Below are 22,434 nucleotides of genomic sequence, written 5' to 3' on the forward strand. Positions count from 1 at the left end.
GTGTCAGGCCGCGGGCGGTTCGCCGTCCGCCGCCTGGCCCTGGGCGCCGCCAAAGCTGTCGTTGAAGGTGAACAGCAGCGACACGTAGAACACGGTCGAGAACAGCAGCCCGGCCGGCAGCGCCAGCATCGAGGCCGCGCTGTGCGCGCCCAGCACCGAGAACACCAGCGCCGCGGCGATGCCGAAGACGGTGGCGACGACGAACCAGGCCAGGCCGTAGACGAAGAACGCGCCCTTGCATCGCCACACCGCCAGCGTGCTGGAGAACAGCGACTGCGCGACGCTCTGCCGGCCCCAGTGCACCAGCGCCGGCGCGTGCCAGAACGGCACCGACAGCAGCGAACCCAGCACCAGCGCGAGCATCGCCGCCGCCGTCACGCCGGGCTCGGCCATCAGCGCGTCGAGTTCCGCCTGGTCGACCGTACCCTGCGCCATCAGCTCCTGCAGGCGCTGCATCGCGCCGCCCGAGACCCAGTCGCAGATCACCAGGATCGCGATCGCCGCGAGGCCGTAGATCAGGCACAGCAGCAGCAGCGAACGCCGGCGCGCCGGGTCGGCGCGCAGCGGCTCGATGAACTGCGCCGGCGTCACCGGCCCGCCGAACAGCGCCGACTGCGAGGCCACCATGAAACCCAGCGACAGCAGCGGCAGCGACATCATCTGCAGCACGCCGCCAACCAGCGGCAGCAGCGAGACGGCCAGCGCCGCGAACAGGAACACCGCGAACATCGCGGTGAAGGCGAGCGGGCGGCGTGCGAACAGCGCGAACGCGTCGCCCAGCCAGCGCGCGCCGCGCGCCGGTTCCACCTTCTTCAGTTGCAGCGGCATCGGGTCGGTCGGGATCAGGTCGTGGCCGGCGGGTGCCACGGGTTGGCGATGCGGTCGCGCAGCAGGCGTTCGAAGTGCACCGGGTCCTTGGGCTGCAGCAGCGCGGCCTCGCGCGGCTGGTGCCAGTCGCGCAGCCGCGAGAGCCAGAAACGAAAGCCGGCGGCGCGCAGCAGCCCCGGCATCAGCCGGATCTCGCCGTGCGACAGCGGCCGCACCGTCTGGTAGGCGGCCATGAAGGCGAGCGCACGCGCCTCGTCCAGGCTGGCGGTCGTCAGGTCGGCGCACCAGTCGTTGAGGCAGACGGCGATGTCGAACAGCAGCGTGTCGGTGCCGGCGAAGTAGTAGTCGAAGAAGCCGCAGAGGCGGTCTTCGCCGGCGGTCTCGTCGAACATCACGTTGTCGCGGAACAGGTCGGCGTGGATCGCGCCGCGCGGCAGCGCACGGCCGGCGGCCGAAGCCGCGAGCTGCTGCTGGAAGGCGAGTTCGTCTTGCAGCAGTTCGGCCTGTTCGGCGTCGACGTAGGGAAGGACCTCGGGCACGGTGCGCTGCCACCAGTCCAGCCCGCGCAGGTGCGGCTGTTCGACCGCCAGGTCGGCGACTGCCAGGTGGGCGCGCGCCAGCATCGCGCCCACCTGGGCGCAGTGCGTGGCCTCGGGCGCCAGGCGGTGGCTGCCGGGCAGCCGGGTGACGACCGCGGCCGGCTTGTGCGCCAGCGTGTGCAGCAGTTCGCCGCCGGCGTCGGCTTGCGGCGCCGGCACCGGGATGCCGTGCTGCGCCAGGTGCTGCATCAGCTGCAGGTAGTAGGGCAGTTCGGCGCGCGACAGGCGCTCGAACAGCGTGACGACCCACTGGCCCTGGGCCGTGGTCGCGTAGTAGTTGGTGTTCTCGATGCCTGAGCGGATGCCGCGCAGGTCGCCGAGCGCGCCCAGATCCAGGCTGCGGAGCAGGGCATCGGCTTCGGCGAAGCCGACTTCGGTGTAGACGGCCACCTAAAGCCTCGCTCGCCCGGCTGCGGGGCGGGTGTCTCGCAAGCTCTTCACGCTCAGAACGTCAGCATGTGCCAGACCCGCTGGCCCGACGGGTCGCCGGGCTGCGACGGGTCGCGCGCGCCGCTGGACGGCACGATCTCGTAGGGCTTCACGCCGGGCAGCTTGCTGCGCACGGTGATGCTCTGCGTCTGGCCGCGGACCTTGAGTTCTTCGATGCGCACGTTGTCGTCTTCGGAAACCTGGCGCTGCACGGCCGGCTCGGGCGTGCGAGCGGAGGCCGGCTCGGCGACGGCCGGCGGGGTCGCCTGTTGGGCGATCGCGGCACCAGCCAGCGCGAGCAGAGCGCCAGCCGTCAGGTTTCGGGGAAATGAGCGCGCCATGTGACCGATTCTAGGCGGGCGCAACGGCGGCTCCTCAACGGCGGGGGAATCGCTGAGGCGCGAGAAGCGGCGCAGCGGACAGTCCGGCCGGCCTCCAGCGCTCACGGATGGCCCGAACCGAAGACGGTGCAGCCGCCCGGAATCACCCCAGCTACGTGCGCGAGCGGGTACGGCCCCTCGGCCTCGCGGCCCTGGGGCCATGGCGCGCCGCAAGCCGCGGGTGTCGTTCACGGCGTGGTGGTTCCCCTGGGCGATCCTCGTTCACGCCGCCACCGTGCGGCGGTCGTGGCCAGACCGATGCCGGCCAGCCACAGTGCCCAGGTCGCCGGCTCGGGCACCATCAGCGCACCGGCCGCGACCAGGTACTCGAGGCCGAAGTCCTGGGCTCCGACGCCGCTGAACGTGTAGTCCACCGTCAGGTCCACCACGCCACTGAACACGCCAAGGTCCAGCGTGCGGTCCTTGAAGAAGGACTCGGCGGCGCTCAGCGACGTGAAACTGCGGCTCAGCAGCGTCTGGCCGAAGTTCTCGACGCTGAACCTGAAGTCGATCGGCAGACCGCCGTCCTGGCCGGTGAAGTCGACGAGGCCGAGGACGACGGGTTGGCTGCCGGCCAGGCTGATGCGGTAGTGGGCACCACCCTCGGCGGAGTGTCCCGATTCGTCGTCGAGGTAGCCACTGAGGTGCACACCGGTGGCGGTGGCGGCGATGACGCCGAGGGTACCGGACGCCAGCGCCGCGGCGACTGCGGGCGCGCGGGACAGGGCGCTGGCGACGGTGGTGTCGGCAGGGGCGGCGTCGATGCGGGTGAACGCCTGGTTCACGGAGAAAGGATCCTCGAGCGGCGGGCCGCCGACGCCTTCGCCGTGGGCCACGCGCGCCGTGGCCAGGCCGAAGCTGCGGCCTGTCACGACCGCTTTCGCGCTCGTGACGCGCTCGAGTGTGCCGGCGGCCTCGGCCTGGGCACTGGCGCGGCTGTCACCGTCGCCGGTGGTTTGGGCGCGGACGTCGGCTCGCCCGTCCATGCCTGCCTGTGCCTGCGCCTGTGCGTCGGCACGGCGCCAGAGGGAATCGGCGATAGCGGTCGCGGTCGCGGCTCCTCGGCGCTCGCTCGCGTTCGCCTGGGCTTGCGCGGTCGCGTCTGCCCAATCGAGGCTGCCGACCTCGCTCCGGGCCAACGCCACGCGCCCGGCGCGCGCCGTGGCGGTGCCGGAGGACGAGCCGCCACGGCCCCCCAGGTCGCCGCCCCTGCCGCCAAAGACGCCGAGCACGGCGTCCGCAGCCGATCCGGGGCTGTCGACAGCGAGTTCCAGGACACCGCGCGCGGCGCCGCCGAAGCCATCTTCGCCGTACACGGCGCCGTCTTCCGGCGGCCCGTGTGGCCTGCGCACGCTGCCGCCCGCGCCACCTCGGACCTCGAGCGCGCCCGACACCGCGCTCGCTCCGCTGCCGGACCAGCGCAGCGCCGCGTCGGCCTGGCCGCCGGCGCCGCCATTGCCGCCCTGGGTCGAGTCCGTATCGCCGCCCGACCCGGCTTGCACCCGCGCGCTCAGGTGCAGTGTGCCCCGCGCGCTGCCGCCGACCGTTCGGCTGGTGAAGACGTCGGCGCCGCGGCCGCCGTCGCCCGCTTGGCTGTCGCCGCCCTTGCCCCCTTGCAGGAGCAGTGATGCCCAGGCGTCGCCGCTGCCACTGGCGGCGGTCGCGTCTCCGGAGGCCGTGGCGCCATCGCCGCCGGACCCGTACGCGAGCTGACCGTCGCTGCCGATCGCCGTCACGAAGGATCGGGCTTCGGCGCCCGTCGTCCCGGCGTGACCGGAGGCCGTCGCACGACCGCCACGAGAGAAGCCGCTCGCGTAGGCGGCCGGGATTCCTCCCTCCGCGCGGACCTCGGCTTGCACCGGGCCGCGCCCATTGACCGAGGCGTGTGCGGTGGCGTCTCCCCCGCCGCCGCCCGAATACCCCCAACTGGTGCCGCCCCCCGCACCGCCGATGGCTCGCACCACCGCAACCAGCGGGCGTGTCGGGCTGTCGCTTCCGAGACTGAGCGTGGCGCTGGCGGCGCCGCCGTCTCCACCGTACGCGAAGTTCTCGGACGCGCCGCCATCGCCCCCGACCGCGGTTGCGAGCGCCAGGTCGGATCCGGTGGCATATCCCGTGACGTCTGCAGTGGCCATGCCGCCGGCACCGGCCCGGAAGTCCATGCCGCTGGAAGCGCCGCCGTGCCCGCCGACCGCCGATGCCTGGGCGCTGCCACCCGCGGCGCCGGTCCCGTCCAGCCTCGCACGGGCCTGGGCCCCGCCGCCGTTGCCGCCGTCGGCCGCGCTGCCGGCGCCCCCGGCTCCACCGAATGCCTGCGCGCTGACGTCGGTCCGGTCCAGCCCCGAGCCGATGGCGGTGGCGCGTGCCGAACCGCCGTATCCCCCCGGGGCGCCGTCGCCCATCCCGCTATTGCCGCCGGGCCCGCCGTAAGCGCGGGCGGACACGGAGAGCGATTGACCCGCCACATCGGCGAAGCTCTGTTGCGCCGTGGCGCTGCCTCCGTCCTCGCCGACGGCGCCCGGGACGCCGTGGACGACGGTCTCCTTCGTCAGGTCCGCAGCCCAGGCCGGGGGCCACGCGACCAGCAGCAGGGCCCACATCGCGTGGTACCGACAAGCGCCGCATCGATTCCGGTAGCCCATTTCGGCCTCCTCGAAACGGGTTCGACAAGCCTGGAGCATGGCCGAGCGGCCTGCCTTCAATCAAGCGGGCGGCCTCCGCGGCGAGGCTTCACGACCAGAGAAGTGTGTGCAGGCTTGTCGAACGCGTGTCGCGTCACGGCGAGGCAGCGCGAAACGCATCCGGCCCGCGCCGACCCGGCCTTGCAGGCATCCGCGACGCCCTGGCGGCAGCCGTCGGTGCGGTGGCGCGCACCGTCACCGACAATCGCCGCCATGAGCGACACCCGCCCCACGCTGCTGCTGGTCGATGGTTCCAGCTACCTCTACCGCGCCTACCACGCGATGCCCGACCTGCGTTCGCCGGACGGTTTCCCCACCGGCGCGATCCACGGCATGGTCGCGATGATGAAGCGCCTGCGCGAGCAGGTGCCGGCCGAACACGCGGTCTGCATCTTCGACGCCAAGGGCCCGACCTTCCGCGACGCCTGGTACGACCAGTACAAGGCGCAGCGCGCACCGATGCCCGAGCCGCTGGTGCAGCAGATCGAGCCGATCCACGAGGTCGTGCGCCTGCTCGGCTGGCCGGTGCTGGAAGTGCCCGGCATCGAGGCCGACGACGCCATCGGCACGCTCGCCTGCGTCGCCAAACGCGCCGGCCACCGTGTCGTCGTCTCCACCGGCGACAAGGACCTGGCTCAGCTCGTCGACGAACACGTCACGCTGATCAACACGATGAGCAACGAGACGCTGGACCCGCCCGGCGTGCTCGCCAAGTTCGGCGTGCCGCCGGAGAAGATCGTCGACTACCTGACGCTGGTCGGTGACAGCGTCGACAACATTCCCGGCGTCAAGGGCGTCGGCAAGGTCACGGCGCTGAAGTGGCTGGCCGCCTACGGCTCGCTCGACGGCGTCATCGCCGCGGCCGGCACGATCAAGGGCGTCACCGGCGACAACCTGCGCCAGGCGCTGGACTGGCTGCCGCAGGGCCGCCGCCTCGTCACCGTGGCCTGCGACTGCGACCTGACGCCGCAGGTGCCCGGCTGGCCGGCGCTGGACGCGCTCGCGCTGCGCCCGGTCGACGGCGCCGGGCTGCTGGGCTTCTTCGGCCGCTTCGGCTTCAAGACCTGGCGCCGCGAGCTGGAGGAGCAGAACAGCCCCGCGGGCGACGCGTCGCAGGCGGCCGAAATCCGCCCCGCCGCCGAAGCGGTCGCCCGCGAGTACGAGACGATCACGAACTGGGAGCGTTTCGACGCCTGGTTCGAGCGCCTGCAGGCGGCCGAGCTGGTGGCGATCGACACCGAGACCGACTCGCTGGAGCCGATGCGGGCACGCATCGTCGGCATCAGCTTCGCGGTCGAACCCGGCCGCGGCGCCTACGTGCCGCTGGCACACGCCGGCCCCGACGCGCCCGAGCAGCTGCCGCTGGCCGAGGTGCTGGCGCGGCTCAAGCCCTGGCTGGAGGACGCCACGCGCGCCAAGCTCGGCCAGAACCTGAAGTACGACCGCCACGTCTTCACCAACGAAGGAATCCGGCTCGCCGGCGTGCGCCACGACACCATGCTCGAGAGCTATGTGCTCGAGGCGCACAAGCCGCACGGCCTGGAAAGCCTGGCCGAGCGCCACCTCGGCCGCAAGGGCCTGTCCTACGAGGACGTCTGCGGCAAGGGCGTGAACCAGATCCCGTTCGCCCAGGTCGACGTCGCGCGTGCGACCGAGTATTCGGCCGAGGACAGCGAGATGACGCTGCACGTGCACGGCGTGCTCTGGCCCGAGGTCGAGGCCGACGCCGGGCTGCGCTACGTCTACGAAACGATCGAGATGCCGGTGGCCGAGGTGCTGGCGCGCATCGAGCGCACCGGCGTGCTCGTCGACCCGCAGGAGCTGGCGCGACAGAGCCGCGACCTGGCCGAACGCATGGTCGCGCTCGAGCAGGAGGTCTATGCGATCGCCGAGCAGCCCTTCAACCTGGGCAGCCCGAAGCAGATCGGCGAGATCCTGTTCGGCAAGCTCGGCCTGCCGGTGAAAAAACGCACCGCCAGCGGCGCGCCCAGCACCGACGAGGACGTGCTGACCGAACTCGCTGCCGACTACCCGCTGCCGGCGCGCATCCTCGAGCACCGCAGCCTGGCCAAGTTGAAGGGCACCTACACCGACAAGCTGCCGCTGATGGTCAATCCGGCCACCGGGCGGGTGCACACCAACTACGCGCAGGCGGTGGCGGTGACGGGCCGGCTGGCGAGCAACGAGCCCAACCTGCAGAACATCCCCATCCGCACGGCCGAAGGCCGGCGCGTGCGCCGCGCCTTCGTCGCGCCGCCGGGGCATGTGATCCTGAGCGCCGACTACTCGCAGATCGAGCTGCGCATCATGGCCCACATCAGCGGCGACGAAGGCCTGCTGCGCGCCTTCTCCGAAGGCGTGGACGTGCACCGCGCGACCGCCAGCGAAGTCTTCGGCGCGCCGCTGGAGGACGTCACGAGCGAGCAGCGCCGCTATGCCAAGGTCATCAACTTCGGCCTCATCTACGGCATGGGCGCTTTCGGCCTGGCGAGCAACCTGGGAATCGAGCAGAAGGCGGCCAAGGACTACATCGACCGCTATTTCGCGCGTTTCGCCGGGGTCAAGCGCTACATGGACGAGACCCGTGTGCGCGCCAAGGAGAAGGGCTACGTCGAGACCGTCTTCGGCCGCCGGCTGTGGCTGCCGGAGATCAACTCGGGCAACGGCCCGCGCCGCAGCGGCGCCGAGCGCCAGGCGATCAACGCGCCGATGCAGGGCACGGCCGCCGACCTGATCAAGCTGGCGATGATCGCGGTGCAGCGGGCGCTGGACGAAGAGGGCCGGGCGACGCGCATGGTGATGCAGGTGCACGACGAACTGGTGCTCGAGGTGCCCGAGGCCGAACTCGACTGGGCGAAGGAAGCGATCCCGCGCTTGATGGCCGGCGTCGCCGCGCTGAAGGTGCCGCTGCTGGCCGAGGTCGGCATCGGCGCCAACTGGGACGAAGCGCACTGAGTGACCCCGGCCCGGCAGCCCGGCCACGGCCGCCGACGCGGCCGTGGTCATGGCCATGGTCCGCCGCGGTTCTAGGGGTTGGTCGGGGCAAGGCTGCCCGATAGCGTGCGCCGGCGTCGGCCCGCAACCCCTGCCCTCTTGCGCCAGCGAGTTGCACCCGGCATCCGATATCCGGGGAGCCCCGTTGGCCGCTACCGCTTTTCCGCTTCGATGATCCGTCCCGCCCTGCGCCTGAGCGCGCTGCTGGCGGGGGCATTCTCCGGCCTCGTCGCCTGCAGCGACCGCGGGGCGGAACCGCCGCTGCATGACGCCGGCGCCCAGCTGCGCGCGGCCGCCGCCGAGCCGGTGCCACGTGCGCGCCAGATCCGCGATCTGCTCGAGCGTGAGAAGGAATGGGGCGGCGGGCATTCTCCCGTGCCGCGCCGCGGCGCGACCGCGAACACCTTCGCGAAGCTGCGCTCCGAACTCACCCGCGCCGACGTGCCGGCCCTGCTGCTGCTGATCGAGGACGACGCCGTCGACGTGCGCTCGATGGCGGTGAGCCTGCTCGAGTGCCTGGAGCCGCTGTCCGAACAACTGGTCGAGCAGCGCGCCGCGCAGGCCGTCGATGCCCAGCGCCGCAGCCGCGACCTCGATGCCTTGATCGGCATCCGCGCCATCCGTGCCGGCGGCACGTCCTGCCGCTGACCCGTCTTCAGGCCGGCTGCAGGGCCGCTGCAGCGAACGATCGACAGGGAGGCAACTGATGTCATGGCACGAAGTTGAACGCTCGTCCCGCGCTGCGCTCAGGCGCGCCTGGCTGCTGGCGACGGGCATGGTGATGGCTGCAGGCGCGCTGGCGTTCGCCCCGGGCGGCGGCGTGCACGTCTATCCGGCGTCGAAGACGCATGGCGAAATCACCGATGAGGCGCTGGCAACGGTTTATGCGTCGGCCGGCTTGACCACGGTCAGCAATTCGATGAAGGCGGCGCGCAAGCAGTTCGTCGAGGCGAACAAGGCGGTCGACAACGACCAGTTCTCCAGCCGCAAGCATTTCGACGGCGAGAACTTCGCCGGCGGCCAGAGCGAGATCAACGGCCTGCTGTCCAAGGCGGTGACGCAGGCCAAGGCCGGCGACTTCTCCAATGCGCGCACCAGCGTCGGGGCGGCGTTGCACACGGTTCAGGATTTCTACGCCCATTCGAACTGGGTCGAACTCGGCAACTCCGCGCCGAGCGCCGAGGTGGGGCGGCCGGGGTCGATCAGCAACACGTCCCCGGTCGGGGACCTGGCCTGCGTCAGGCTGCCGGCGGTCTGCAACGTCTCCAACCTGGTGACGTCGCGGCTGACCAGCGGCTACTACGGCAAGGAGGACGCGGTCATCCTGCCCGGCAAGTGCCGCCACGGCGGTTTCTTCGACAGCGGCCCGGGCGCGGACGGGCTGCCGGATCTCACCGGCATCAGCAAGGATTCGGCCGTCTGCCTGGTCACGGGCGCGGGCCTGGTCGACAGCCCGCACAGCGACTTCAATCCGGCGGCCGCGGCCGTCGCGGTGCGGGCGACGGTGCAGGTCTTCGACGACCTGAAGTCCAAGCTCAGCACGAGCGAGTTCAAGTCGCTGCTCGGCGTCGGCCCGAGCCTGGCGTTCTCGATCGACACCACGGGCAGCATGGGCTCGATCATCGCCGGGGTCCGCAGCGCGGCGATCTCGATCGTCAACAGCCGCCTGGGCACCGAGCAGGAACCGTCGAAGTACGTGCTCAGCCCGTTCAACGACCCGTCCACCGGGCCGGCGACCTCGACTGCCGACGCCAACGCCTTCAAGGCCGCGATCGGCGCGCTCGGCGCCAGCGGCGGCGGCGATTGCCCGGAACTGTCGATGGCCGGCAGCTACAGCGCGGTCGACCTGTCCGACGACCGCGGCGACGTCTTCGTCTTCACCGACGCATCCTCCAAGGACGCCAGCCTGGCGTTTGCGGTCAGCTCGCTCGCGTCGACCAAACGCGTCAAGGTCTTCTACGCCCTGTTCGGCAGCTGCTCGCCCTACGACCCCGCCTACTTCAGCGTCGCCAACGCCTCCGGCGGCCAGGTGTTCACGCTCGCCGCGTCCGAGGCGGGCACGGTCACCCGGCTCAGCGACATCCTGGCGCGCAACAACGCGGTCGACGTCGAGAGCCGCCAGGGCAGCGTCGTCACCGGCGCGCCGGTCACGATCCCGTTCAGCGTCGATTCCTCGATGTCCAAGCTCAACGTGTCGTACTCGGACATCGACGCCACCACGCTGACGCTTTACCGCCCCGACGGCGTCATCGTCACGCCGTCGACGCCCGGCGTGTCGACGATCGCGCTCAGCAACGGCGTGATCTACTCGATCAACCCGCCCGCGGCCGGGGTGTGGCGCGCCGTCATCGGCGGCAGCGGCCAGTACTCGCTGCTGGTCAACGGCGAGAGCCAGGTCGCGCTGGACCAGTTCGACTTCGCCGAGCTCGCCGGGCGCGGCGGCCACCAGGGCTACTACGCGATCACGGGGCTGCCGCTGGTCGGCAAGACCTACAAGGCGGTGGCGCGCTTGTCCGGATCACCGGCCTCGGTGGCGTTCGAGTTTCGCGACCTCGACGGCGCCACCATCGCCCCGTTCGCGCTCGCCGACGCCGACGTGGAGGCCCACTACCTGGCGGGCGACGTGCGCATCCCGTCGCAGAGCTTTCGCGTCTACGCAACCGGCGCCGATGCCGGCGGCACCGCGTTTCAGCGCCTGATCGCGACCGTCGTCTTCCCGCAGACGGTGAGCGTCAATCCGCCGGCCGCGGTGGACCTGGGCCAGGGCCAGACGAGCAGCTACGTCTTCGAGGTGCGCAACGAAGGGCCGGCAGCGACCTTCGTCTTCGCGGCCAAGGACACGGCCGGCTTCGTTTCCGGGAGCATGACGCCGGCCTCGGCGACGCTGGCCACCGGGGCTTCGGCGCTGACCAAGGTGACGCTGAAGGTCGGTGCCGCGATACCGGTCGGGACCCGTGACTCGCTCACCGTCACGGCCACCGATGCGGCCGATGCTGCGCGGCGCAACTTCGCGGTGCTGACGAGTTCGGTCGTCGCACCCAAGGTCTCGGGCGACGTGAACCGCGACGGCGTGGTCGACTGCGGCGACCTGAACCTCGTCAAGGCCTCGTTCGGCAGCCGCACGGGCTCGCGCGCGTTCAACCCGGACGTCGATGTCGACGGCAACGGCGTGATCGACGCGCGCGACCTCGCCTTCGTCGCCCGGCTGGTGCCGGCCGGGACGGTGTGCAAATGATCGGGTTCGACTTTCGGGAGGACAACATGATGGATCGATGCTGGATGCAGAGAATCGTGCGCCGGGTTTGGGCGTGCGTGTTCGCGTTGGGCCTGCCCCTGGCCGCGCATGCGACGGCGGTGACGCTGACGCCGACAGGCCCGACGACGGTCGCGGTCGGCGAGACGATCACCTTCGACCTGGGCATCAGCGATGCGGTCGACCTGTTCGCGTTCCAGTTCTCGCTGCAGTTCGACCCGGCGATCGTCCAGGGCCTGACGCTGAGCGAGGGCCCTGCGCTGGGCACGGCGGGCACGACGTTCTTCATCGCCGGCGCGTTCGACAAACTGTCCGGGCTGCTCGAGCTGACCGGCTCCTCGCTGATCGGCGCGATCCCCGGCTTCAGCGGCAGCGGCGTCCTGGCGTCGCTGACGTTTTCCGCGCTCGGCCCTGGCACGAGCGCGATCGAGCTCGGCGATGTGTTGCTGCTCGACTCGTCGTTCACCATCGCCGAGGCCACGCTCGCTTCGTCTGCGGTGGTCGTGGCCGAGCAGGCGGTGCCGGAGCCGGCGACGCTGGCGCTCGTGCTGACGGCATTGGCGGCAGCGGCGTCCACACGCGGCGGTGCAAGGCGTCGGGCCGGCTGAACGAGGCCGCCGCATGCGCCGGGGCCTACCCGGGCATGCGGGGGCGGTCGTCACGGCGTTGTCATCGAAAAGTCGCCTGCCGCACCTAGACTCGGCAGCGTGACTGACGCATCGACCCCGATGGCCCGGCAGGAAGAACGGCTGCCGGCGCCGGCCCCCCTCCTCAACCGCGAACGATCCATCCTCCAGTTCAACCGCCGCGTGCTGGCCCAGGCGCGCCGCGCCGACGTGCCGCTGCTGGAGCGGCTGCGCTACGTCACCATCGTCTCGTCGAACATCGACGAGTTCTTCGAGGTGCGTTTCGCCGACCTGGCCGAAGCCGCGCGCCAGCCCGGCGGCGGCGTCTCGCGCAGCGACCTGGCCGCGGTGGCGGTCGCCGCCCACGAGCTGATCGACGAGCAGTACAAGATGCTCAACGACGAGGTCGTGCCCGAGCTGCAGCGCCACGGCATCATCGTGCTCAACCACGCCGACCGCGACGAAGGCCAGCGCCGCTGGGTGCGGCGCTTCTTCGAGCGCGAGGTGCGGCCGCTGCTGGTGCCGCTGGTGCTGGACCCGAGCCACCCGTTCCCGCTGGTGGCCAACAAGTCGCTGAACTTCATCGCCCGGCTCGGCGGCCGCGACGCCTTCGGGCGCGAGAACTCGATCGCCATCGTCAAGGTGCCGCGTGTGCTGCCGCGCGTGATCCGCCTGCCCGACGCGCTCTGCGGCGGGCGCCAGGGTTTCGTGCTGCTGACCAGCGTCATCCGCGCCCACCTGGATGAGCTGTTCCCCGGGCGCAGCGTCGAGTCCTTCTCGCAGTTCCGCGTCACGCGCGACTCCGAGCTGGAGTTCGACGCCGACGACGTCACCAACCTGCGCCAGGCGCTGCGCAGCAACCTGAGCAAACGCCACTTCGGCCTGGCGATCCGGCTCGAGGTGGTGCGAAGCTGCCCGAGCGAGCTGCACGACTTCCTGCTGCGCCAGCTGCAGCTGCCCGAGTACGCGCTGTACAAGGTCAACGGCCCGGTGAACCTGGCGCGCCTGAACGAGATCATCGACCAGGCCGACGCCCAGACCCTGCGTTTCCCGCGCTACGACCCGGCCTGGCCGGCCTCGCTGCGCCCGGGGCACTCGATCTTCGAGCAGCTGCAGGCCGGCGACGTGATGCTGCACCACCCGTTCGAGAGTTTCGAGCCGGTCGTGCAGTTCCTGCGCGAGGCGGTCGAGGACCCGGCGGTGCTGGCGATCAAGCAGACGATCTACCGCACCGGCAGCCAGAGCGTGCTCGCCGACCTGCTGATCGAGGCGGCGCGCCGCGGCAAGGAAGTGATGGCGGTGGTCGAGCTCACTGCGCGTTTCGACGAAGAGGCCAACATCAACTGGGCCGAGCGGCTCGAGGCCGTCGGCGCCCAGGTGGTCTACGGCGTCGTCGGCCTGAAGACCCACGCCAAGCTGATGCTGGTGACGCGGCGCGAAGGCAGCCGGCTGCGGCGCTACGTGCACCTGTCCACCGGCAACTACAACCCCAAGACCGCGCGCCTGTACACCGACGTCGGCTACCTGAGCGCCGACCCGGCGCTGGCTGCGGACGCCGACGCCGTCTTCCACCAGCTCGCCAGCCAGGGCCGCATGCGCAGCTCGCGCCGGCTGCTGACCGCGCCCTTCGTGCTGCACCGCACGATGGTGCGCCACATCGCGCAGGTGGCCGCGGCCGCACGCGCCGGGCGCGAGGCGCGCATCGTCGCCAAGGTCAACGCGCTCACCGACCCGGGGCTGATCGCGGCGCTGATCGACGCCGGCCGCGCCGGCGCGAAGATCGACCTGATCGTGCGCGGCGCCTGCATGCTGCCGCCGGGTGTGCCCGGGCACACCGACACGATCCGGGTGCGCTCGGTCATCGGCCGTTTCCTCGAACACACGCGGGTGCTGTACTTCCGCTGGGGCGAGGCGCCCGACGACGAGATCCTGTACCTGTCCAGCGCCGACTGGATGAGCCGCAACATGTTCCGGCGCATCGAGCTTGCCTGGCCGGTGCGCGACGCGGTGCTGCGCCAGCGCATCATCGACGAGGCGCTGGTGCCCTATCTGCACGACGAACTCGACGCCTGGGAGCTGCAGGCCGACGGCGAGTACCGCCGCGTCGCCCAGACCGGCATCAGCGCGCAGCAGGCGCTGATGCGGCGCTACACCTGAGGAGAGCGACGATGGACCTGGTCCTCTGGCGCCACGCCGAAGCCTTCGACGCGCGCGAGGGCCAGGACGATCTGGATCGCCCGCTCAGCCCCAAGGGCGAACGCCAGGCGCAGCGTGTCGCCGCCTGGCTCAACCGCCAGCTGCCGGCCGGCACGCGCGTGCTGGCCAGCCCGGCGCGGCGCTGCCAGCAGACCGCGGCGGTGCTGGAGCGGCGCGTGAAGACGCTGGCCGAGCTCGCGCCCGGCGGCTCGGTCGAGGCGCTGCTGCACGCGGCGCGCTGGCCCGAGTCGCGCGAGCCGGTGCTCGTCATCGGCCACCAGCCGACGCTGGGGCTGGCGGCGGCGCTGCTGCTGGCCGGCGAGATCCAGCCCTGGGCGGTGCGCAAGGCCGGCGCCTGGTGGCTGCGTTCGCGTGAACGCGGCGACGAGGTTCAGTTCGTGCTGCACGCGGTGATCGGGCCCGAGACGCTGTAGCGCCCGGGCGCCGCCGCACTCAGCGCGGCAGCAGCAGCTTGCGTGGGCCCGAGCGCGCCCAGCTCTGCGCCTCTTCCTCGAGCAGGTAGGCGGTGCGGGGGTGCGCTCGCGCCCAGGAGGCGTCGTAGGCCAGCGTGGCGTCGCGGCCGCGCTCGCGCAGCAGCAGCGCGTCGGCATCGACGTCGGCGCGTGCATGGCACTTGATGACCGCCAGCCGCAGGCACATCACCTGCCAGGTCAGCGCCTCGCTGGTGAGCGCGTCCTCGATCTTGCGCAGGCCGCCACGCTGGCCGAGCACGAGCTGGCCGATGCGCCGCTGCTGGCTCTGCGAGAAGCCGGGCGCGTCGACATGCGCCAGCAGGTAGGCGCTGTGGCGGTGGTGGTCGTGGTGCGAGACCATCAGGCCGATCTCGTGCAGGTCGCAGGCCCAGCCGAGTTCGCGCCGCGACTCGGCGTCGGCGGCCGGCATGACGCCGTCGAACAGCGCCTGGGCCACGGTGGCGACACGCCGCGCCTGCTTCTGGTCGACGCCGAAACGGCGCTGCAGCTCGCGCACCGAGGCGTCGCGCATGTCGGTCGGCCGGGTGCGCTTGAGAGCCGTCAGGCGCTCGTGCAGATCGACGATGACGCCCTGGCGCAGCGCACCCTTGGCCGGCCACAGGGTTTCGATGCCGAAGTTCTCGGCCAGCGTCTGCAGGATCGCCAGGCCGCCGGGGATGACGGCGCGGCGCTCGGGCTTCAAGCCCGGCAGGTCCAGGCGTTCGACGTGGCCGGCGGCGACGCAGCGCTGTTCCAGCCAGGCCAGGCCCGCGGTCGTGATGCGGCCGTCGCTGACGCCGGCGGCGGCGAGGATCTGCGACACCGCGCCCGCGGTGCCCGAGGAGCCCAGCGCCTGCTGCCAGTGGCGCGGCGCGAAGGGCTCCAGCGCTTCCTCCAGTTCGGCGCCGGCGGCGACCCGCGCGCCGCGGAAGGCGTCGGCCGTCATGCGGCCGTCGGCGAAGAAACGCAGCGACAGGCTGACGCAGCCGACGGCGAAGGACTCGGCCGTGACCGGCGTGCGCCCGCGGCCCAGGATCAGCTCGGTCGAGCGGCCGCCGATGTCGACGACGAGCCGCGGCTCGTCGGCCGGCTGCAGCTGGGCGACACCGGCGTAGATCAGGCGCGCTTCCTCGCGCCCGGAGATGACCTCGATCGTGTGACCCAGCGCCTCCTGGGCGCGCAGCAGGAAGGCGTCGCGGTTGCGCGCCTCGCGCAGCGTCTGCGTCGCCACCGCGCGCACCTGAGCCGGCGCGAAGCCGACCAGGCGCGACGAGAAGCGGCGCAGACAGTCCAGGCCGCGCTGCACGGCCTCTTCGGTCAGCAGGCGCTGGTCGTCGAGACCGGCGCCCAGGCGAACCATGTCCTTCAGGTATTCGGTGCGGCGATAGCGCCCGCGCTGCAGCTGTCCGATCTCGAGACGGAAGCTGTTGGAACCCATGTCCACCGCGGCCAGCGGCAGGTCGGGCGATGTGTTGTCGGCCATGGGCCGATTGTGCAAGAGGGCTATCACGCTGCCGTGACGCGCTTCCTAGAATGACTTCGACCTGCTCGGGATCAAGGAGGCTGGCATGCAGCAAGACGACTTCGACACCCTGGTGCCGCGCCCGGACCCGAGCCGGCGCGACTTCGTGCGCTGCGCCGTCGGCGGCGGTTTCGCCGCCGCGGTGCTGCCTATCGCGGCCCAGACCGTGGTGCGCACCGACAGTGCCGGCCTCGTCGCCGGCGAGGTGACGATCCCCGTCGGCGACTTCCGCCTGCCGGCCTACCGCGCCGCGCCGGCGGGGCGCGCCCAGGCGCCGGTGCTGCTGGTGGTCAGCGAGATCTTCGGCGTGCACGAACACATCGCCGACGTCGTGCGCCGCTTCGCCAAGGCGGGTTATTTCGCGGTCGCGCCGCAGCTTTTCGTGCGCCAGGGCGACGCCGCCGCCTATACCGAGATCGCGCGGCTCGTCGCCGAGGTCGTCTCCAAGGTGCCCGACGAACAGGTGCTGCGCGACCTCGACGCCACGCTGGCCTGGGCCTCGGGGCAGGGCGCCGACACCAGCAAGGCCGGCGTCACCGGTTTCTGCTGGGGCGGGCGCATCACCTGGCTGTACGCGGCACACAACCCGCAGATCAAGGCCGGCGTCGCCTGGTACGGGCGCCTGGTCGGCGACAAGAACCCGCTGCAGCCGGTGAACCCGGTCGAACTCGCCGGGCAGCTGCGCGCGCCGGTGCTGGGTCTCTACGGCGGGCAGGACAGCGGCATCCCGCTGGACAGCGTCGAGCGCATGAAAGCGGCGCTGGCGCAAGGCAGCGTCGCCGCGAAGCAGTCCCGTTTCGTCGTCTACCCGGATGCCGGGCACGCCTTCCATGCCGACTACCGGCCGAGCTACCGCGCCGACGCGGCCCAGGACGGCTGGAAGCGCACGCTCGCCTGGTTCGCCGAGCACGGCGTCGGCTGAGGCGCCCGCGCGCGCTCGGGCCTGTCTCAGGGCGGCGGCCAGTCCTCGTCGGGTGGCCGCGGCGCCTCGACCGTAGGCAGCACCGGCGGCGGCACGTCGATCGCACGCTGCACGAAGGCGTCGACCAGCTTGTCGGCGATCTTGTCGAACACCGGGCCGGCCATTCGCGTCATCACGACGCTGTCGAACTCGTAGTCCAGCAGGAACGTGACCTTGCAGGCCTCGGCCGCCAGCACCTTCAGCTGCCACTCGCCGTAGAAGCGGCGGAAGGGCCCGCGCTCGAGGTGGATGGCCATGAACTCGGGCCGGCGCTTGGGGTTGCGCGTGCGGATCTCGAAGCCGACGCCCTTGAAGCGGATGCTGATGTCGGCGGCGACGACGCCGTCGTCGCGCTCCAGGATGGTCGCCGCCGAGCACCAGGGCAGGAACTTCGGGTAGTGCTCGGCGCCTTCGATCAGGTCGAAGAGGTGGGCGGCCGGCCGGGCCACGAGCGCGCTGCGTCGGACCTGCATCGCTACAGGCGCACGACGCGGCCGTCGGCCAGCAGCGGCGCGTACAGCGCGCGGTCGGCTTCGGCGCGCGCGCGCAGTTCATCGGGCGCCGACGGCGTGATCTCGAAGCCGGCTTCGGCGGCACGTGCGCGCAGCCGCGGCGCGGCCAGCGCGGTGCGCAGGTCCTGCTGCAGGCGCGCCAGCCGCGGCGCCGGCGTGCCGGCGACGGTGACGATGCCGGCCCACGGATGCATCTCGACCGCCGGGCCACCGGCTTCGGTGAGCGTCGGGATCTCGGGGTTGGCGCCCAGCCGCGCCCGGGCGGCGACGGCCAGCGGCCGCAGCCGGCCGCCGGCGTACAGGCCGGCGGCGGTGTTGACGCTGCAGGCGTAGAGGTCGACCTCGCCCGCGGCCAGCGCCGCCAGCAGCGCGCCGTTGTCCTTGAACGGCACGTGCAGCAGCCGGATGCCGGCAGCGCGCGCGAAGCTCTCGATCGCGACCTGGCTCGCGTGGCCGTTGCCCAGCGAGGCGTAGCTCAGCCGCCCGGGCTCGCGGCGCGCCGCGTCCAGCAGCGTGTCGAGCCGGCCCCAGCGGCTGCTGCGTGCCGTCCAGAGCACGAAGGTGGCGCGAAACAGCAGCGACAGCGGCGCGATGTCCTGCACCGGGTCGTAGGGCAGGCTGGCGTGCAGCAGCGGGTTCACCGCCAGCGTCGCGGTGTCGGCGAGGAACAGCGTGTGGCCGTCCGGCGGCGTGCGCCGCAGCTCCGAGAACGCGACGATGCCCGAGGCACCGGGTTTGTTGTCGACGACGACCGGCTGCCGCCACGGCGCCGCGAGTTCGTCGGCGAGCGCGCGGGCCACCACGTCCGGGCCGATGCCGGTCGAGTAGGGCACGACCAGGCGCACGGCGTGGCCCGGGAAGCGCTCGACCGCGGCGCGCGCCGGCAGCATGGCGGCAGCCGCCGTCGCGAGCAGCGCGCGGCGCGAGAGGCGCGCCGGGTTCATCGCGCGATCATCGTGCCGAGCAGGGCGCCGGCGGACAGCAGCGCGGCGAACCAGAGCTCGAGGCGGAAGGTGCGGAACAGGATCTCGTTGAAGGCGATGCCGCGCGGGCAGCGCACGAAGTCGCCACGCAGCTGCAGCGTAGCCGGCAGCAGCAGCAGCGGCAGCAGCATCGTCGCCGACTGCGCCAGCAGCGCCATCAGCGGCACCAGCGCGAAAGGCAGCAGCAGCAGCAGCGTGTACAGCGCCACCGAGCCCGACTCGCCGAAGGTGACGGCGAAGGTGCGGCGGCCGACCAGGCGGTCGTGGGCGATGTCGCGGTGGTTGTTGACCGCCAGCGCCGCGGCCGCGACCGAGCCGAGTGCGATCGAGGCCAGCAGCGTCACCAGGCCGAAGCTGCCGGTCAGCACCCAGTCGGTGCCGACGACGGCGATCAGGCCGAAGAAGATGAACACCGTCAGTTCGCCGAAGGGCGTGTAGGCGATCGGCTTGGGCCCGCCCATGTAGGCCAGCGCCGCGACCAGCGAGGCCGCGCCGATGGCCAGCACCGGCCAGCCGCGGTAGGCGACGAGCCCGACGCCGAGCGCGGCGGCGAGCACGGCGGCGACGACGATGCCGGCACGCACGTGGCGCACGCTGAGCCAGCCGTTGGCGGTGGCGCGCGGCAGGCCGGTGCGCGTGCCGGTGCTTTCGCCGCCGCGCACGGTGTAGCCGACGTCGTTCTGCATGTTGGTGATGACCTGCATCAGCAGCGCGGCGCCCAGCACCAGCAGCGCCGCGAGCATGTCGATCGCGCCGGTGCGGTCGAAACCGAGCGTGGCGCCGACGAGCACCGGGCTCACCGCCACCGGCAGCGTGCGCGGGCGCACGGCGACCGACCACGCTTGCAGCGACCCTGTGCGGACCGCGCGCGTGCTGTTCACCGTGGCTCTATCTCCGGGCATGTACGGGGGCTCCGTGCGGACGAGGGAAAACGAGGATCCGATTCTCGGCGTCGCGGGGCGGCGCCTGGCTTGTGCAACATCAAGCGTCGCGGGTCCGCGGACTTTGTGCCGGTTTCGTTGCGGCATGAATGCACGCGATGCCGAAGCTCAGGTTGTGCCAGTGCACCTGCTCGAAGCCGGCGTCGGCGATCAGGCGCGCGAAACCGGGCTGGTCGGGGAAGCGCCGGATCGACTCGACGAGGTAGACGTAGGCCTCGGGCGAGGCCGCGATCCAGGCGCCCAGGCGCGGGATCACCGTGAACGAGAACAGGTTGTAGAACGGCCGCAGCCACCACGCCGGGGTCGAGAACTCCAGGCACAGGAAGCGGCCGCCGGGCTTGAGCACGCGCTGGATCTCGCGCAGCGCGAGGTCGATGCGGGTGGCGTTGCGGATGCCGAAGGAGATCGTCAGCGTGTCCACCGAGGCGTCGTCCAGCGGCAGCTTCTCGGCGCTGCCGACGAGCCAGTCGACGTGCTGGTGGCCGCGGCTGCGGCCGACCTCCATCATCTCGGCGCTCGGGTCGACGACCGTGACCTGGCGGTCGGGACCGGCCATCAGCGCCGCGACGTCGCCGGTGCCGCCGGCGAGGTCGACGATGCGCTGGCCGGCCTGCGGCGCGGCCATGCGCACGAAACGACGCTTCCAGAGCCGGTGCACGCCGAAGCTCATCAGGTCGTTCATCAGGTCGTAGCGCGCGGCGACGGCGCTGAAGACGCGGCGGATGCGCTGCTCGCGCTCCTGCTCGTCCACGCTCTGGTAGCCGAAACTGTGCGACAGCGGCGTGGGTTCCTTCGGGGGCATCGAGTTCGTTTTCGCAGACGGGTGTCAGGTGGTCTCGACACTTTAACTGGCCCGCCCGAACCTCGTTGCACGCGGCAAATCCCATTGACCTGTGTCAATGGGTAGGTCGGGGCTGCGACTAAGGTTCGGTCAACGTCAGGCTCGAACCATTCCGGCGTTCGAGACGTCTTCATGAGAACGCCCAACCCATCCGATGACACCGGTGGCGATCGGCATCCGGCCCCTGTGCTGAAGATCGCAAACCTCGACGCCAGCGCACCGATGTGCTGGCAGCCCACTCCTGCCGGCAACCCGCTGGTCCAGGCTTCGGCCGTCAACGGCGCCCAGGCTGCGCTGGCGCTGTACGACGCCGCGCTGGGCACGCTCGCGGCCCAGCCCGACGAACCGATCTCGGTGTCGGCGCGGGTGCCGTTCTGCGCCGCGCACTGCTTCTGCTGCGACCGCGACATCCGCGCCGCGCAGCCCGACGACGTCATCGACGACTACGTCGCCGGCCTGGTCGAAGAAATCCGCGAAGTCGCCGAGCGCATCGGCGGCCGGCGCGAGGTGCTGCAGATGCACCTGGGCGGCGGCACCGCGAGCGAACTCAGCGGCTCGCAGCTGGCGCGCCTGGTACAGGCGATGCAGTCGGCCTGGCGCATGCCGGCCGACATCGACATGTCCTGCGAATGCGACCCGCGCCGCGTCAGCCAGACCATGTTCGAGGTGCTGCGCGGGCTGGGTTTCCGCCGCGTCTCGCTGGGCGTGCTCGACCTCGACCCGGGCGTGCAGCAGGCGATCGGCCGGCGCCAGTCGGCGGCGCTGATCGACGACGTCTGCGAACTCGCGCGTTCCGCCGGCATCGAGTACATCAACCTCGACGTGATGATCGGCCTGCCGCGCCAGACCCTGGCGAGCTGGAGCGCGACGATAGACCGCCTGATCTCGATGGGCCCCGAGCGCATCCGCCTCGCGCGCTACCACCACCGCCCCTGGCACGCGCCGGCGCAGGTGGCGATCGACACCGAGACGCTGCCTTCGCAGGCGGCCATGGCCGAGCTGGCGCGCACCACCGCGGCGATGCTGCGGGCCGCGGGTTACCGCTGGATCGGTGCCGACCAGTTCGTGCTCGAACACGACGAACTTTCGCGCGCGATGGACGACGGCCGGCTGCGTCGCAGCCTGATCTCGTACACCGCGGCCCCGGCCACGCCGATGATCGGCCTGGGTGTCGGCGCCGTCGGCGAAGTCGACGGTGCGATGTTCTGGAACGACGGCTCCCAGGCCGCCTGGCGCAACGCCTTGCGCCACCGCCATCTGCCGGTGGCCCAGGCGCGGCCGGCGACGCCGGAGACCGTGCGCCGACGTGCGGCGGTCGAGCGCCTGCTGTGCAGCCTGGAGCTGTCGGTCGAGCAGGCGCAAGGCATAGAAGACGGTTACCGCCGGCTCGCCGCACGCGAAGCCGACGGCCTGGTAAGGGTCTTCGGTGACCGCATCGTCGTCACCGAGGCCGGCCGCCACGTGCTGCACGCCTTGTGCACCGAGCTCGACGAACCCGGCGCGCAGCCGGAAGGGAGGTCCGCACGGTGCGGATGCTGAGCTGGCGCGCGGCGGCGGCGTCCTGCGCCGCGGTCGTGGGCCTGTTCCTGGTGTCGGGACTGACGGCGCCGACAGTTTCCGAGGCCTGGGCAGCGAAAGCTGACCCCGCCGTATCGATGGCGCCCGGCGCCGTGCCGGTGGCACCGCCGGCTTCGGCCGCGGCTACGCACAAGCCGCTGCGCGAGAACCAGCCGCCGGCCGGCCCGCAGCCCGCCGAGCCGGTGATCTTCGGCGCCTATCCCGGCGCGCCGGCTTTCAGCGTCGTCGCACGCAAGCCGCAGCTGGTGCTCTACCCCTGCAGCCAGTGCCACAAGGTGCTGCCGCTGAACCGCCAGCCGCGGGCGCTGGTCGCCGCGCCGCACGTCGCCTCGCTGGCGCACGGCGGCGGCCGCACCTGGTGCCTGGACTGCCACGTCGCCGAAGACCGCGACTGGCTGCGCACCGTCGACGGCCGTCGTGTCGACTTCGACCAGTCGCAACTCGTCTGCGGCCAGTGCCACGGCGCGCGCCACCGCGACTGGAGCTTCGGCGGCCACGGCAAACGGGTCGCCAACTGGCAGGGCGAGCGCCAGATCTACGCCTGCACTCACTGCCACGACCCGCACGCCCCGGCGCTCGCGCCGCGGGCGCCGAGCCCGCCGCCGCCGGTGCGCGCCGGGCTGCAGCCGGCGCGCAC

General features: G+C 71.9%; 18 protein-coding genes. 9 read left to right on the forward strand and 9 right to left on the reverse strand.

Features of this window, described 5'->3' with window-relative positions; all coding sequences use genetic code 11:
* Positions 1–3: 3 nt before the first annotated feature.
* The 4 genes from CKO43_RS06755 to CKO43_RS06770 all read right to left on the reverse strand — a co-directional run bounded on the left by CKO43_RS06755 (position 4) and on the right by CKO43_RS06770 (position 4,836).
* Positions 4–867: a BPSS1780 family membrane protein gene (locus CKO43_RS06755; RefSeq protein ID WP_346728217.1), complete on the reverse strand. Its 864-nt coding sequence runs from the start codon at positions 865–867 to the stop codon at positions 4–6.
* Positions 843–1,817: a homoserine kinase gene (locus tag CKO43_RS06760; RefSeq protein ID WP_200378219.1), complete on the reverse strand. Its 975-nt coding sequence runs from the start codon at positions 1,815–1,817 to the stop codon at positions 843–845. The genes CKO43_RS06755 and CKO43_RS06760 overlap by 25 nt, the downstream gene beginning before the upstream one ends.
* A 53-nt stretch (positions 1,818–1,870) precedes the next feature.
* Positions 1,871–2,197 carry a hypothetical protein gene (locus tag CKO43_RS06765; protein WP_200378220.1) on the reverse strand — a complete coding sequence of 109 codons (327 nt, stop codon included), beginning with the start codon at positions 2,195–2,197 and terminating at the stop codon, positions 1,871–1,873.
* Positions 2,198–2,424: 227 nt separating this feature from the next.
* Positions 2,425–4,836 carry a PEP-CTERM sorting domain-containing protein gene (locus tag CKO43_RS06770; RefSeq protein WP_200378221.1) on the reverse strand — a complete coding sequence of 804 codons (2,412 nt, stop codon included), beginning with the start codon at positions 4,834–4,836 and terminating at the stop codon, positions 2,425–2,427.
* A 294-nt stretch (positions 4,837–5,130) separates the two neighbouring features.
* On the opposite strand from CKO43_RS06770, the gene polA reads away from it, so the two are divergent.
* The 6 genes from polA (at position 5,131) to CKO43_RS06800 (ending at position 14,420) form a co-directional block, all read left to right on the forward strand.
* Positions 5,131–7,872 (forward strand): DNA polymerase I, encoded by a 2,742-nt coding sequence (gene polA, locus CKO43_RS06775; protein ID WP_200378222.1) that lies wholly within the window; start codon positions 5,131–5,133, stop codon positions 7,870–7,872.
* 210 nt (positions 7,873–8,082) lie between these two features.
* Positions 8,083–8,559: a hypothetical protein gene (locus tag CKO43_RS06780; protein WP_200226401.1), complete on the forward strand. Its 477-nt coding sequence runs from the start codon at positions 8,083–8,085 to the stop codon at positions 8,557–8,559.
* A 58-nt stretch (positions 8,560–8,617) separates the two neighbouring features.
* Positions 8,618–11,146 carry a dockerin type I domain-containing protein gene (locus CKO43_RS06785; protein WP_200378223.1) on the forward strand — a complete coding sequence of 843 codons (2,529 nt, stop codon included), beginning with the start codon at positions 8,618–8,620 and terminating at the stop codon, positions 11,144–11,146.
* Positions 11,143–11,772 carry a cohesin domain-containing protein gene (locus tag CKO43_RS06790; protein WP_200378224.1) on the forward strand — a complete coding sequence of 210 codons (630 nt, stop codon included), beginning with the start codon at positions 11,143–11,145 and terminating at the stop codon, positions 11,770–11,772. Before CKO43_RS06785 ends, CKO43_RS06790 begins: the two co-directional genes overlap by 4 nt.
* 120 nt (positions 11,773–11,892) lie before the next feature.
* Complete coding sequence (gene ppk1 / locus CKO43_RS06795; RefSeq protein ID WP_200378225.1) at positions 11,893–13,947, forward strand: polyphosphate kinase 1; 2,055 nt, start codon at positions 11,893–11,895, stop codon at positions 13,945–13,947.
* A gap of 11 nt (positions 13,948–13,958) precedes the next feature.
* On the forward strand, positions 13,959–14,420 hold the full coding sequence (locus CKO43_RS06800; protein WP_200378226.1) for a SixA phosphatase family protein: 462 nt from the start codon (positions 13,959–13,961) through the stop codon (positions 14,418–14,420).
* 19 nt (positions 14,421–14,439) lie between these two features.
* Here CKO43_RS06800 and CKO43_RS06805 read toward each other — a convergent pair whose 3' ends face one another.
* The gene (locus CKO43_RS06805; protein ID WP_200378227.1) at positions 14,440–15,942 is read right to left on the reverse strand and encodes a Ppx/GppA phosphatase family protein; all 1,503 of its coding nucleotides are present in this window, start codon (positions 15,940–15,942) and stop codon (positions 14,440–14,442) included.
* Positions 15,943–16,027: 85 nt separating this feature from the next.
* On the opposite strand from CKO43_RS06805, the gene CKO43_RS06810 reads away from it, so the two are divergent.
* A complete protein-coding gene (locus tag CKO43_RS06810; protein ID WP_200378228.1) occupies positions 16,028–16,903 on the forward strand; it encodes a dienelactone hydrolase family protein in 876 nt (291 codons plus the stop codon).
* A 26-nt stretch (positions 16,904–16,929) separates the two neighbouring features.
* Here CKO43_RS06810 and CKO43_RS06815 read toward each other — a convergent pair whose 3' ends face one another.
* From CKO43_RS06815 to CKO43_RS06830, 4 genes are all read right to left on the reverse strand, one after another.
* The gene (locus CKO43_RS06815; RefSeq protein ID WP_200378229.1) at positions 16,930–17,415 is read right to left on the reverse strand and encodes a type II toxin-antitoxin system RatA family toxin; all 486 of its coding nucleotides are present in this window, start codon (positions 17,413–17,415) and stop codon (positions 16,930–16,932) included.
* A gap of 2 nt (positions 17,416–17,417) precedes the next feature.
* Positions 17,418–18,398, reverse strand: coding sequence for a Bug family tripartite tricarboxylate transporter substrate binding protein (locus tag CKO43_RS06820; RefSeq protein WP_200378230.1), 981 nt, complete (start codon positions 18,396–18,398; stop codon positions 17,418–17,420).
* Entirely contained in the window at positions 18,395–19,318 is a 924-nt protein-coding gene (gene menA, locus CKO43_RS06825; protein ID WP_346728218.1) for a 1,4-dihydroxy-2-naphthoate octaprenyltransferase, read from the reverse strand. The genes CKO43_RS06820 and menA overlap by 4 nt, the downstream gene beginning before the upstream one ends.
* 100 nt (positions 19,319–19,418) lie before the next feature.
* The gene (locus tag CKO43_RS06830) at positions 19,419–20,180 is read right to left on the reverse strand and encodes a class I SAM-dependent methyltransferase (protein ID WP_200226412.1); all 762 of its coding nucleotides are present in this window, start codon (positions 20,178–20,180) and stop codon (positions 19,419–19,421) included.
* Positions 20,181–20,405: 225 nt separating this feature from the next.
* Between CKO43_RS06830 and CKO43_RS06835 the strand changes: the two genes are divergently transcribed.
* Complete coding sequence (locus tag CKO43_RS06835; RefSeq protein WP_200226413.1) at positions 20,406–21,758, forward strand: radical SAM protein; 1,353 nt, start codon at positions 20,406–20,408, stop codon at positions 21,756–21,758.
* 116 nt (positions 21,759–21,874) lie between these two features.
* Positions 21,875–22,434: cytochrome C (locus CKO43_RS06840; RefSeq protein WP_242481080.1), on the forward strand; the 560-nt coding region annotated here is incomplete at its 3' end.

Source organism: Rubrivivax gelatinosus (genome assembly GCF_016583785.1).
Taxonomy (GTDB): Bacteria; Pseudomonadota; Gammaproteobacteria; order Burkholderiales; family Burkholderiaceae_C; genus Rubrivivax; species Rubrivivax gelatinosus_B.

Bases quoted from the DNA above. Each gene is read 5' to 3' on its own strand.
- CKO43_RS06765 (WP_200378220.1), bottom strand. From the start codon at position 2,197: ATGGCGCGCTCATTTCCCCGAAACCTGACGGCTGGCGCTCTGCTCGCG.
- CKO43_RS06770 (WP_200378221.1), bottom strand. From the start codon at position 4,836: ATGTGGGCCCTGCTGCTGGTCGCGTGGCCCCCGGCCTGGGCTGCGGAC.
- polA (WP_200378222.1), top strand. From the start codon at position 5,131: ATGAGCGACACCCGCCCCACGCTGCTGCTGGTCGATGGTTCCAGCTAC.
- CKO43_RS06780 (WP_200226401.1), top strand. From the start codon at position 8,083: ATGATCCGTCCCGCCCTGCGCCTGAGCGCGCTGCTGGCGGGGGCATTC.
- CKO43_RS06785 (WP_200378223.1), top strand. From the start codon at position 8,618: ATGTCATGGCACGAAGTTGAACGCTCGTCCCGCGCTGCGCTCAGGCGC.
- CKO43_RS06790 (WP_200378224.1), top strand. From the start codon at position 11,143: ATGATCGGGTTCGACTTTCGGGAGGACAACATGATGGATCGATGCTGG.
- ppk1 (WP_200378225.1), top strand. From the start codon at position 11,893: ATGGCCCGGCAGGAAGAACGGCTGCCGGCGCCGGCCCCCCTCCTCAAC.
- CKO43_RS06800 (WP_200378226.1), top strand. From the start codon at position 13,959: ATGGACCTGGTCCTCTGGCGCCACGCCGAAGCCTTCGACGCGCGCGAG.
- CKO43_RS06805 (WP_200378227.1), bottom strand. From the start codon at position 15,942: ATGGCCGACAACACATCGCCCGACCTGCCGCTGGCCGCGGTGGACATG.
- CKO43_RS06810 (WP_200378228.1), top strand. From the start codon at position 16,028: ATGCAGCAAGACGACTTCGACACCCTGGTGCCGCGCCCGGACCCGAGC.
- CKO43_RS06815 (WP_200378229.1), bottom strand. From the start codon at position 17,415: ATGCAGGTCCGACGCAGCGCGCTCGTGGCCCGGCCGGCCGCCCACCTC.
- CKO43_RS06820 (WP_200378230.1), bottom strand. From the start codon at position 18,398: ATGAACCCGGCGCGCCTCTCGCGCCGCGCGCTGCTCGCGACGGCGGCT.
- CKO43_RS06830 (WP_200226412.1), bottom strand. From the start codon at position 20,180: ATGCCCCCGAAGGAACCCACGCCGCTGTCGCACAGTTTCGGCTACCAG.